Source organism: Terrisphaera buseokensis (genome assembly GCF_047521145.2).
Classification (GTDB): Bacteria; Verrucomicrobiota; Verrucomicrobiia; order Opitutales; family Opitutaceae; genus ER46.
In genome coordinates this window covers 752501-764091 of record NZ_CM134186.1, presented here as the reverse complement: position 1 = coordinate 764091, position 11591 = coordinate 752501, and the positions used below count along the sequence as shown (strand labels likewise).

Sequence of the window (11591 nt, the reverse complement as noted above, 5' to 3'; positions counted from 1 at the left end):
GTTCGCTTCAAACCATGTCACCTCTTACTCTCCTTGTCCGCCCGCTGCGCGCCGCCTTACCAGCCGCGTTGCTTCTTCTCGGGCTCGCCGCCACCCCGCGAGCTCTCGCTGTCACCAACGATGAACTGATTCCGGCCAACCTGGTCGGCAAGACGCTCACCTTCACCTACGGCGCGGGCACGCCGAACACACTGGAGGCGATCAACAACTTCACGCTGCAGTTCACCACGGGCTCGACGTACGTCCGCAGCGCCACGGGCCTGGCGACGGAGGGCGGCACCTACACCGTGCTCGATTCCAGCATCGCCGCCTCCACGGGCAATCGCGCCACCACGATTCAGATTAACAACAACTGGTTCTCGCCCGGGAGCACCACGGCGGTGCTGCTGGTGTTGACGCAGCAGAACGGCTTTGGCGCGTACGCCGCGAGCGAGTTCTTCAATCCCTTCAAGACCACGGGCGGCCTCTTCACCATCGGCGGATCAACGAGCGGTGGTGGTAGTGGTGGTGGCGGCGGAACGACGACCGTGCCGACCATCACGAACTCCGTGCAGCAGACGGCCACCGTCGGCGCGCCGTTCTCGCTGCAGCTCACGACCAGCACGGCGGCCACGTCGTTCGAAAACATGGGCGGCAACGCCCCGATCGCGATTAACCCGACGTCCGGCCTCGTGACCGGCACGTTCACCGCTGCCGGCACGTTCACCTTCAGCGTGCGGGCGATCAACGCCGGCGGCCCCGGTGCCACGGTGGTATTCTCCGTCACGGTCAGCGGCGGCTCCACGGGTGGCGGTGGCGGTTCGACGCTCCAACTCGGTGCCGGACTCGTCGCGTATTATAAATTCGAGAACAACACCAACGACAGCGCGGGAACGAACCACGGCACCCAGCAGGGCGGGCTCACCTACGCCGCATCGCGCAGCGGCTTCGGCCAGGCCGCGTCGTTCAGCGGCGTGAACCAGTACATCACGATTCCCCACTCCGCCGCCCTCAACATCGGTACCACCGGCCTGACCGTGTCAATGTGGGTAAACACGGCCAACCCCAAGGCCGCCTCGAATGGTTCGCGTCTGCTCGACAAGCAGACCTCGGGCGTCGCCGACGGCTGGTCCTTCGACACCTACGATCTCGCCCGCCAGTCGCGCAATGTGGTGCGCGTCGCCTCGTCGACCGCCGGCTTCAACAGCACCCGCACCTTCACGCCCAGCACCTGGCAGCATCTTGCGTTCGTCTACAACGCCGGCACGGTCACGTTCTACATCAATGGTGTGGCCTCCGGATCCGGCCCGGTCGGTAACCTGATTAACAATACGCTGCCGCTGCAGATCGGCGGTCCGCGCGGCACACTCGCCGCCGGCGAATACTTTGCCGGCCTGATGGACGAAATCCGCATCTACAGCCGCACGCTGACGCTCGGAGAAATCGGAAATCTTTCCGAAGGCGACCAGTCGACCGGCGGACTCACCGGCGGCGGCGGCGGTGGTGGTGGCGGAACGGTGACGTTTGCCACCGCTCCGTTGAACCTGGTCGGCTACCGCAACAAGGTCGGCCAGACCTACCAGTTCACGGTGACGGGCGCGACCGGCGGAGCCGTCTGGGGCACCGACGTCTACACGGACGACTCGTCTGTCGCGCGCGCGGCCGTCCACGCCGGCCTGCTCGCCGTCGGCGAGACGAAAAATGTCACCATCACGCTGCTCGGCGGCCAGGCGTCCTACGGCGCCAGCACGCGCAACGGCGTCACGACCTCAAGCTGGGGCGCGTGGCCCGGCAGCTTTGCGTTCTCGGGCGCATCCGGCGGCACGGCGACCAGCCGGCCGGCGATCGCGACCGGCTTCGTCGCCGGCAGCGGCACGCTCGCACTTGGCGGACGTTTCGTGTGTCCGATCACCGTCACGGGCGGCGGGACGTACACGTATCAATGGTACCGTAACGGCCTCGCCATCGCCGGCGCGACCGCGAATCCCTACGTCGTCGAAGTGGTCGGCAGCGGCGACGCCGGCACCTACACGGTCGACGTCACCAACGCCCTCGGCACCACGCGGCTCACTGCCGGTAGTCTGACCGTTGGCGCCGCCGGTTCTCCGGTTATCACGCTGCAACCGCTCTCGAAGGTCGTCGTGCCTGGCGCCACGGTCAGTTTCGCCACCAGCGCCACGGGCACGGGCCTCGCGTATCAGTGGTTCCGCAACAACGTCGCCCTCGCTGGCGAGACGGGTGCCATCCTGCTCCGTCAAAACGTGAACGCCGCCGACGCCGGCACCTACTCGGTGCGCGTCTCCAACGGCTCCGGCAGTCTCACGAGTTCGGGCGGCACCCTGACGCTCTCCGCCAACGCCTCGCGCCCGGCGAACATTTCGGTCCGCACTCGCGTCGCCACCGGCGCCACGGTCATTCCCGGCTTCGTCATCCAGGGTACCGGCAACAAACGCGTCCTGATCCGCGCCGTCGGTCCCGGCCTCGCTCCGTTTGGCCTCACCGGCCTGATGTCCGACCCGAAGCTCACCGTCTACCAGGGCTCGACCCGGATCACGGAGAACGACGACTGGTCCGCCACCAATGTCGGCAATGCGTTTGCGGCCACCGGCGCCTTCGTGCTGCCGAGCGGGTCCAAGGACGCCGCACTCGTCACCGACCTAGCGGCCGGACGTGATTACACCGTGCAAGTCACCAACGCGACCGGCACCGGCGGCATCGTGCTGATTGAAGTGTACGACGCCGATTCCCTGACCGGCACGACCTCGAGCAAGCTGGTCAACGTCTCCGTCCGCGGTCAGACCGCGCCGGGCGACGACGTGTTGACGCTCGGCCTCGTCATCGGCGGCACCGGCCAGCGCACGCTGCTGGTCCGCGGCATCGGTCCGAAACTGGCGGCCTTCGGCGTCACGGGCACGGTGGCCGATCCCCGGCTGCAGATCTTCGACAGCCAGCAGCGCGCCATCCTCGCGAACGACAACTGGAACAACGCGGACTTTGTCAACGAGCTCACCGCCGCCACCGGTTACGTCGGTGCCTTCGCCCTCGACAGCGGCAGTCAGGACGCCGCAACGCTCAGCCTGGTCGAGCCGGGCGCATACACCATTCAGGTCAGCGGTGCCGCGGCCTCGCCCACCGGCGAAGCGCTGGTGGAGGTATACGAGGTGCCGTAACCAGAATCTCGATTCACGACTCCAACGAAGCCGTCCCGCTCGCGCGGGACGGCTTTTTCATGGCCGCCCGCCGGCAGAGCGCGCGGTGCATCTGACTTACAGCACGCCCCTCGGTCGTTGACGCATTGTGCAACGTTCCCTTTTGTCCGGCCCCATGTTCACGATCATCGGCGCGGACGGGAAGGAATACGGGCCGGTCTCGGCCGAGCAGATCAAGCAGTGGATGGCAGAGAACCGCCTGACGCGCGACATGCAGGCGAAGCTCGCCGGCACGAGTGAATGGAAGCGAATCGGCGAGTTTCCGGAGTTCGCGCCGTCGATGCCTCCGCCCATGGCATCTGCAACGCCTCTTCCGCCCAACGCCGACGGCAGCATGACGGCAGAGGCAACCATGCCAGCGCCCCCTGCAGCGTTTACCTTCACCGCCGATTGGGGCGAGTATTTCAAAATCTGGATCGTCAATGTGCTGCTGACGATCGTGACAATCGGCATCTACGCGGCGTGGGCGAAGGTGCGCCGCCGGCGTTATTTCTATTCGAATACGCGCCTCTTCGGCCACACGTTTGAGTATCTCGCCGATCCCGTGCGGATCCTCTACGGTAACCTGATCGTGGTCGGATTGTTTCTGCTGCTGACGCTCAGTCAGGTGGTCTCGCCAATTCTGTATATCGGGCTCGCGATCCTTTTCGCCATCGCCGCGCCGTGGTTGATCATTCGGGCGCTGGCGTTCAACGCCCGCAACACCGCGTGGCGCGGACTGCGTTTCCACTTCAACGCGCGCTACGGTGAAGCCGCCGTGGTCTTTCTGCTGTGGCCGCTGCTGATTCCATTCACACTCGGCTTGATTCTGCCCTTGGTGACGAAGAAGCAGAAGGAGTTCATCCTGTCTCATCACGCGTTCGGCACCTCGCCCCTTGCGTTCACCGGCCGCACCGAGGAGTTCTACAAGATTTTCGGCATTGCCGTGCTCTTCTTCCTGCCGGCAATCGCGCTCTATTTTGTTTTCATCGCCGTGGTCATTGCCGCTTCGGCGCGTCAGGGCGGACAACCGCCGCCAATGGCGATGTTCGGCACGTTCGGACTGCTCCTGATCGTCGCCATCCCGCTCGCCATCGCCGGCACGTTTTTCTTCCGCGCCCGCATGTTCAACCTGGTATGGAATCACACATCGCTGGCCGGAAACACCTTTGTTGCGACGATGCGCGCGCGGGATTTATTCCTGACTCACTTCCTGAACTCCATTGTCACAGGCCTCACCGGCGGTCTGCTGCATCCGTGGGCGGCCGTCCGCATGATCAAGTTTCAGCTGGATTCATTGCGCGTCATTCCCGCGGGCAACATCGACTCCTTTGTCGCCGCATCCCAGCCGCCGGTCGGCGCCGTCGGCGACTCGGCCAGTGACTTCTTCGACTTTGATATCGGCTTCGGCGTATGACCGAGATTCCCGCGACCTACTTCGACGGTCGCACGTCGCAACCCCGGCCCGTGCTGCTGCGCTGGCACGCGTTCGACGGCCTGCTTGAAGTGACGGGCGATGGCGTCAACGGTCGATATGCGCGCCGAGACGTCACGATCGAGTCGCGACTCGGCCGCAGCCCGCGCTTCATCCGTTTCAGCGATGGCGGCCGCTGTGAAGTGGCGGACAACGGCGCACTCGACGCCGTCATTGCCACGTGGGCGCCGAACCGCGCGGGCACGTGGCTGCACCGAATTGAAACGAGCTGGGCGCTCGTGCTGGTCGCGGTAGTCGTGCTGGTCGCGCTTGGCTGGGCCGCGCTGCACTTCGGCCTGCCGTGGGCGGCGCGGCGGATCGCGTTCATCCTGCCCGCCGGCATCACGCGCACACTCGGCGACCAGACGCTCGCCACGCTCGACCAGACCGTGCTCGAGCCGACGATGCTGACGCACGAACGGCAGTTGGCCTTGCAGGCAGAGTTCGCCCGGTTTCTCGCCAAATCAGGCGAAGCGACCCCGGCGCGCATTGAGTTTCGCGCCATGAAACAGGCGGGGGCGAATGCGTTCGCATTGCCGTCGGGCGTGATCGTGATCACCGATGAACTCGTTCAACTTGCGGGTGACGATCGGGAGATCGTGGCAGTACTCGCGCACGAATGCGGCCATCTCGCGCACCGCCACGCCTTGCGGGCGGTGCTGCAAAGCTCCGCCGTGTTCGTCGTGATCGCACTCGTGACCGGCGACGTCTCGTCGGCGACCGCATTTGGCAGCGCGCTGCCGGCGTACCTGTTGCAGAATCGTTTCTCGCGCGAATTCGAACGCGAAGCCGACGCACACGCGGTGTCGGTGTTGCGGAAAGCAGCGATGGATCCCACGCATCTCGCGACGATGCTGGATCGCCTCTCGAAATCACACGGTGAGACCGACTCCAAACTCCTGGACTACCTCCGGACGCATCCGCCGACGCAGGACCGGGTCGATGCGATCAAGGGAAAATGAGTGCGCCCCCAAATATTGACGCACGCCCCGGTGCGGTGTTCGTTGCGCGCATGTTCATCATCATTGGCGGCGACGGTAAGGAATACGGACCAGTGACCACCGACCAAATCCGGGCGTGGATCACCGCCGGCCGCGCCAATCTGGAAACTCAGGCCAAGCTGGAGGGATCAAGCGAGTGGCAGCGGCTCGGCGATTTCGCGGAGTTCTCGGGTGCACCGGTCCCGCCCTTGGTGGAGTCGGATTCCCGCGACGTGGTGCGACGAGATGCAACGGAGGCCGCAGGCCGCGGCGCGCGGATCGGAGCAGCCCTGATCAACGCCATGATCTATCTCCTCAGCACCATTCCCGGATCGCTGCTGATCAGTCGCAAACTGCTCGAACAGAATCCTGAACTCGCGCACGGCGGCCTCCCCAAGATGGACGAACTCGATCTCGCCCCTTTGATGGGGGGCGTGATGTGGGTCTGGGTCGGCATCCTCGGCGCCGTTGTGTTTCAAGCCATCCTGATCGGACTGCGCGGGCAGAACCTCGGGAAAATGCTGGTGGGCATCCGCGTGGTGCGAGTCGACAACGGCGAGGCCGCGGGCTTCGTGCGCGGCGCGCTGCTCCGTTTCCTTGCACCGTTTGCCATCATGGTCGCTCTGAATGCGTTCACCGGGGTTCTCGGCTTCTTTTTTCTGCTCGTGGATTTCTGCTTCATCTTCCGCGAGGACGGTCGCTGCCTGCACGATCTCATGGCCGGCACGAAAGTGGTGAGGGCGTAGCAGCCCAGGCGAGCCGGCACCCCGAAACCGGTGCCGGAAAACTCGCTCCACCGGCGACTGCACGTCGTCAAACGACCCGATCGATCATCGGGCCACCGCTTTCAAAAGCGGCAAGATTGCGCAGGAAGTGTTTCACAATGGCCGTATCCTGATCGTGGCGACCGCCTGCCGTGTGAGGCGTCACGTAACAGTTCGGCTGTGACCAGAACGGATGGTCCACCGGCAGGGGCTCCGTTTCGAAAACGTCCAAATACGCCTCGCTGATGCGTCCGGAGCGCAGTGCCTCGAGCAGAGCGCGTTCGTCGACGGTGGTTCCGCGCCCGACGTTGTAGAATCGCGTGCCAGGTTTGATGCACGCGAGGCGACGGGCGTTCACGTAATTGCGGGTGCTGGCATTGTCGGGCAGAATGTTCACCACGTGATCGGCCGCCGCCAGTGCGCTGCTCACGGCCTCCTCCGGAATAATCCGAATCCCGCGTTCGCTGCGAATCTGGCGTCGAACCGCGCTGAGATTCATTCCGAAGGGAGCCAGCAATTCCATGAGTCGACGTCCAATCGCGCCGTAGCCGAGCAGCAGCACGTTTTGTCCGGTAAGCAGACGGGATTCATACCGGCGCTCGACGTAGCCCCAGGCGCGCGTGGTCAGCTGGTCCCGATGAGACGGCAACAAGCGGCGACCGAGCGCCAGCATCATCGCGAGCACATGCTGCGCACACGGATCGGCGAAGACGTCTGAAACATTGGAAAATGCCGCGCCCCGCGCCCTAAATCCCTCCTGAAATTCGGGTGTGTCGTAACGCGTGTAGCCGGCCGTCGTGACCTCCACCCAGCGCAGCCGCGGAAGGGCAAGACACTGTCCGGCATCCGGCTGGCCGAAAGCGACGTCGGCGTTCGGCAGATCGAGATCCGCCTTCCCCGCGTCCAGCACCGAGGCGGACGCACTGCGCGCAAACACCAGTTTGTGTGATCGCGTGCCTTCAATCAGCAGCTGCTTGTCGGCTTCAGCGAAAACGGCGTTGCACCAAATCGTCAGGCTCATGTGAGGAATGGGAAATCCAAAAAGCCCGATCGCCACGAGGCAAACGGCAAGTGACGCAGGGATGGCGACGGGGTCGAATGCCAGCGACTGCCGAATCTGGCGGCGCCGTTTCCTGGCTTTCGAATTAATCGGTCGTGACGGCTAGATCACTCGTTCTCGGAAAACTCGCACAGGGTGTGCACGGAATATCCCGCCGCCCGCAACTTGGCCGAGCCACCAAGTTCCGGCAAATCGATGACGGCCGTCACGCCCTCGACGATGCCGCCGAGCGACCGAAACAAACCCGCCGCCGCGAGCAGCGTTCCTCCCGTTGCGATCAAATCGTCGACAATCAAGATGCGATCGCCGGCGCGACACGCATCGGCATGAATCTCTATCGTGGCCGATCCGTACTCCAGTGCGTAGTCCGCGGAGACCGTTTTGTACGGAAGCTTGCCTTTCTTTCGCACGAGCGCGAACGGCGTGTGAGTCGCATAGGCCACGGCCCCGCCGAGGATGAACCCCCGCGCGTCCACCGCGGCGATTCGAGTCGCACGCACGCGCTGCGCTTCTTTCGCGAGCGCATCGACAATGGCCCGAAAGGCCTCGGGGTCGCCCAGCAAGGTCGTGACATCGCGAAAATTCACCTTCGGCTTCGGCCAATCGCGCACCGTGCGAACGCGGGACTTGAGAAACACAGCCAACTCGGTGGAGTTCATCACGAATTCGTTTCGATCAGGAACCGCGCTACCATTATCAGCAAGGAAAAGGTGCGGTGCAGAGCGACAATGGCGTGGACCAACCCATCAATTCGACAGACCGCGAATCACGCCAATTCATGCGAATCAGAACCAGCGGCAGGGGCGAGCACCCAACCGTGAACACCCTCGGTTCCTTGATAGACTTGGCTTGATTTCACCTCTGAAACTCGGGCCCACTGGCGCGATTCGCGGGCGGTCCTTTGCATCGCCCTGCATTGTTCGCCAGTTACCACCAACCTCGCTGGGCCGCGAGGTGCAACGCCTCGTCCAGCGACGGCAGATAGGGATGCCACTGCTTCTCCCATTCGAGACTGACGGGGCCGCCGAAAGCATCGGCGCGCAACACTGCGAGCAACGGTGCAACAGGAAACTCACCGCCCCCCGGCAGCACATAGGTGAAGGGATGCCGCGCACTCGCGATCGGCACACTGTCCTTCACGTGCACGTGAACGACGGCATCACCAATCGCGCGCCAAGTCACGAGCGGATCTTCCCCGCCCTTCCGCCACGTGTGATGTGCGTCCCAAAGCACCGCCGCACCTTGGACAGCCGCGAGAAACCGCCCGATCTTTTCCGCGGAAAGAAGCGAATCATGCGTTTCCACCATGATGTCGACCTGCCAGCCACGAGCGGAACGTAATTTTCTCCACCACTGGAACGCGGCCGCGGCTTGGGAGCACTCCGTCGTATCGGCGTTTTGTCCACCATCGAAGACCCGCAACCAGCGAACCCCAAGCGCCTCCGCCCAAGGCACCAAGGCTTCAAGCTGGGCCCGCTCCGCGTCGGTGCCACCCACGAGGCGCCAGGACGCATTGAAGGCCACCACGCGCACGGAACTACGCCGTACGGCGACGGCAAGACGCTCGGGCGAGCCATACTCGGCAGTAAAATAGGCCGGCAAGTCGACGGACCCGCCGAGCGCGCGCAGCTCGACCAGCGGGATCTCGTGTTTCACGGCGAGATCCAGCGTAGCCGCCAGCGACAGTTCCGGACAACCGAGGCTGGAGATACACCGGCAAAGAGGCATCGCGATAGACTACCGCAGAGGCGGTCGAGCACCATCGTGTTTTTCAGCTGAAGTTCGGCCAAGACGCATCTCGGTTTTCTGCGCCCCGGGGGGGGGCGCGGCCTGACCACGCCACGCGCTATCGCGTAAACCGGACGCGGCTTTCCGAGAGAGGCTGAACTCGGGGAAGACTGAGATGCGCTCTTCGCAGCCCAGGCCGTGACATTCGACTTGCCGACGGCCACCCCCGCGGCGAAACCATTCGGCCTCATCCCCCTCTCCATGCCCCGTCCCGTCACCCTGTTCACCGGCCAATGGGCCGACCTTCCCCTCGAAAAACTCGCCCCCCTCGCCAAGAAGATGGGCTACGACGGCGTCGAACTCGCCTGTTGGGGCGACCACTTCGATGTCGATGCCGCCACGAGCAGCAAAAAATATGTCCACGACAAGTGGGCCCTGCTCAAGGACCACGGTCTCTCCTGCTACGCGATTTCAAGCCACTTGGTAGGCCAGGCGGTCTGCGATCATATCGACGGGCGCCACAAGTCGATCTTGCCGCCTGATGTCTGGGGCGACGGCGATCCGGAAGGCGTGCGCAAGCGGGCTGCGAAGAAACTGGCGCTCGCTGCGAAGGCCGCCCGGGCGTTCTTCGATGCCAAACCGGGCCGCGGCGCGTCCGATGATTTCCCGGCCGTCGTCAACGGTTTCACCGGTTCGAGCATCTGGCACTCCCTCTACGCTTTTCCGCCGACGTCACAGGAATATTGGGACGCAGGTTTTGCGGACTTCGCCAAACGCTTCGGCCCAATTCTCGAGGCCTTCGAAAAAGCCAACGTAAATTTCGCCCTCGAGGTACACCCCACTGAGATCGCGTTCGACATCGCCAGCGCACAGCGGGCGATCGACGCCGTGAAGGGCCACCGCCGATTTGGCTTCAACTACGATCCCTCTCATCTCGGTTACCAGGGCGTCGACTACGTGAAGTTCATCCGCACATTCGGCAGCCGCATCTTTCACGCGCATATGAAGGACGTTTGGTGGGGCCACGGTGACGGTACCGTCGGTGTATTTGGCGGCCACGTGAATTTCGGCGACGCGCGCCGTTTCTGGGATTTTCGTTCGCTCGGCCATGGTGACATCAAGTTTGAAGATATTATCGTCGCGCTGAACGACGTCGGTTATCGCGGCCCGCTCTCCGTCGAGTGGGAAGACAGTCGGATGGATCGGGTGCATGGTGCCGGCGAAGCCGCCGCATTCGTCCGCAAGGTGGATTTCCCCTCGAGCGCGATCGCGTTCGACGCCCAGTTCGACAAGAAGAACCAGTAAGAGATCTCAATCGCTTCGCCCACGGAACACACGGAGTACCCGGAAGAACTCGAGCCGCTGCAGGCCTTATTTCCGTGTAGACCGTGTGTTCCGTGGGCTCTCTCCCCTTACCCTTTCATGAGCAAAAAAATCGCCATCATCGGTGCAGGCGGCATGGCCGCTTATCATGCCGCCGGATTTCGCCAGGCCGGCGCTGAAATTGTCGCCCTCGCCGACGTGAGCCAGCCGGCTGCCGAGCGGGCTGCGGCCAAGCACGGCATCAGCCGCGTGTTTTCCGACGTCGCCGAAATGCTCCGCACGATGCCCGAGCTCGACGCCGTCTCGATCATCGTGCCGAACAAGTTTCACGCGCCGCTCGCGCTCCAGGCGCTCAAGGCTGGCAAGCATGTCTTCTGCGAGAAGCCGCCCGCGATGAACGCGAAAGAGATGGCCGGGCTCAAGGCCGCGGCCGAAAAGTCCAAGCGGACGTTGATGTTCAATTTCAACAATCGCGCCCGGCCTGAGAGCTACGCCATGATGGACTACATCGCCCAGGGCGCCGTCGGCACAATCAACACGTGTCAGGCGAAATGGATCCGCCGCACCGGCATTCCCGGTTTCGGCGGCTGGTTCACGACCAAGGCACTTTCCGGCGGCGGCCCGTTGATCGATCTCCTGCACATGATCGATTTGGGACTGCACTTCATGGGCTACCCTGAGCCTGCGCACATCCTCGCGCGGACCTACAACGACCACATCGACAACAAGGCGTTCAAGGGTCCCTGGGGAATTCCCGACGTGGCGAATGGCGTGACCGACGTCGAAGCCGCAGCTCACGGTTTCGTTACCTTCAATACCGGCCAGGCAATGTCGTTTCAAGTCTCGTGGGCCGAGATGAATCGACGCGAAGAAGTGTCGGTCGCCTTCCAAGGTCAGAAAGCCGGCGGCCTCGTGCGTCGTCTGTTCGGCACCGACGGCCTCGACAACACTGCGATCGATTCCTGTGAACTCTACACGAACGAGAATGGTCGCCAGGTGAATCGCAGCATCGTGGTTGCGCCCGATGAGACGATGGGCCGCGTTCGCTCCGCCGCGAATTTCATCCGAGTGCTTGAAGGCACCGAAAAGCCGCTC

General features: G+C 63.7%; 9 protein-coding genes (1 of these 9 cut by a window edge). 6 read left to right on the top strand and 3 right to left on the bottom strand.

Annotated features, from left to right (window positions below; translation table 11 throughout):
* Window positions 1–14: 14 nt before the first annotated feature.
* The 4 genes from ACLJEU_RS02825 (at window position 15) to ACLJEU_RS02810 (ending at window position 6367) form a co-directional block, all read left to right on the top strand.
* Window positions 15–3149 (top strand): LamG-like jellyroll fold domain-containing protein, encoded by a 3135-nt coding sequence (locus tag ACLJEU_RS02825; protein ID WP_414664488.1) that lies wholly within the window; start codon window positions 15–17, stop codon window positions 3147–3149.
* Window positions 3150–3303: 154 nt separating this feature from the next.
* Window positions 3304–4584 (top strand): DUF898 family protein, encoded by a 1281-nt coding sequence (locus ACLJEU_RS02820; protein WP_414664487.1) that lies wholly within the window; start codon window positions 3304–3306, stop codon window positions 4582–4584.
* A complete protein-coding gene (locus ACLJEU_RS02815; protein WP_414664486.1) occupies window positions 4581–5603 on the top strand; it encodes a M48 family metallopeptidase in 1023 nt (340 codons plus the stop codon). The genes ACLJEU_RS02820 and ACLJEU_RS02815 overlap by 4 nt, the downstream gene beginning before the upstream one ends.
* 50 nt (window positions 5604–5653) lie before the next feature.
* A complete protein-coding gene (locus tag ACLJEU_RS02810; RefSeq protein WP_414664485.1) occupies window positions 5654–6367 on the top strand; it encodes an RDD family protein in 714 nt (237 codons plus the stop codon).
* A gap of 67 nt (window positions 6368–6434) precedes the next feature.
* Here the strand turns inward: ACLJEU_RS02810 and ACLJEU_RS02805 are convergent, their stop codons facing one another.
* The 3 genes from ACLJEU_RS02805 to ACLJEU_RS02795 form a co-directional block, all read right to left on the bottom strand.
* On the bottom strand, window positions 6435–7406 hold the full coding sequence (locus ACLJEU_RS02805; RefSeq protein WP_414664484.1) for a D-2-hydroxyacid dehydrogenase: 972 nt from the start codon (window positions 7404–7406) through the stop codon (window positions 6435–6437).
* A 146-nt stretch (window positions 7407–7552) separates the two neighbouring features.
* On the bottom strand, window positions 7553–8104 hold the full coding sequence (locus tag ACLJEU_RS02800) for an adenine phosphoribosyltransferase (RefSeq protein WP_414664483.1): 552 nt from the start codon (window positions 8102–8104) through the stop codon (window positions 7553–7555).
* A 268-nt stretch (window positions 8105–8372) separates the two neighbouring features.
* On the bottom strand, window positions 8373–9101 hold the full coding sequence (locus ACLJEU_RS02795) for a sugar phosphate isomerase/epimerase family protein (RefSeq protein ID WP_457795336.1): 729 nt from the start codon (window positions 9099–9101) through the stop codon (window positions 8373–8375).
* Window positions 9102–9434: 333 nt separating this feature from the next.
* On the opposite strand from ACLJEU_RS02795, the gene ACLJEU_RS02790 reads away from it, so the two are divergent.
* Window positions 9435–10478 (top strand): sugar phosphate isomerase/epimerase family protein, encoded by a 1044-nt coding sequence (locus ACLJEU_RS02790; protein ID WP_414664481.1) that lies wholly within the window; start codon window positions 9435–9437, stop codon window positions 10476–10478.
* A 117-nt stretch (window positions 10479–10595) separates the two neighbouring features.
* Window positions 10596–11591 carry the 5' portion of a Gfo/Idh/MocA family protein gene (locus tag ACLJEU_RS02785; RefSeq protein WP_414664480.1) on the top strand. Its footprint extends 87 nt past the window's final position, so 996 of the gene's 1083 nt are visible here — the first part of the coding sequence; the start codon lies at window positions 10596–10598; its stop codon lies off the right edge, out of view.

Coding starts and splice junctions, on each gene's coding strand:
- ACLJEU_RS02825 (WP_414664488.1), top strand. CDS start 15: ATGTCACCTCTTACTCTCCTTGTCCGCCCGCTGCGCGCCGCCTTACCA.
- ACLJEU_RS02820 (WP_414664487.1), top strand. CDS start 3,304: ATGTTCACGATCATCGGCGCGGACGGGAAGGAATACGGGCCGGTCTCG.
- ACLJEU_RS02815 (WP_414664486.1), top strand. CDS start 4,581: ATGACCGAGATTCCCGCGACCTACTTCGACGGTCGCACGTCGCAACCC.
- ACLJEU_RS02810 (WP_414664485.1), top strand. CDS start 5,654: ATGTTCATCATCATTGGCGGCGACGGTAAGGAATACGGACCAGTGACC.
- ACLJEU_RS02805 (WP_414664484.1), bottom strand. CDS start 7,406: ATGAGCCTGACGATTTGGTGCAACGCCGTTTTCGCTGAAGCCGACAAG.
- ACLJEU_RS02800 (WP_414664483.1), bottom strand. CDS start 8,104: ATGAACTCCACCGAGTTGGCTGTGTTTCTCAAGTCCCGCGTTCGCACG.
- ACLJEU_RS02790 (WP_414664481.1), top strand. CDS start 9,435: ATGCCCCGTCCCGTCACCCTGTTCACCGGCCAATGGGCCGACCTTCCC.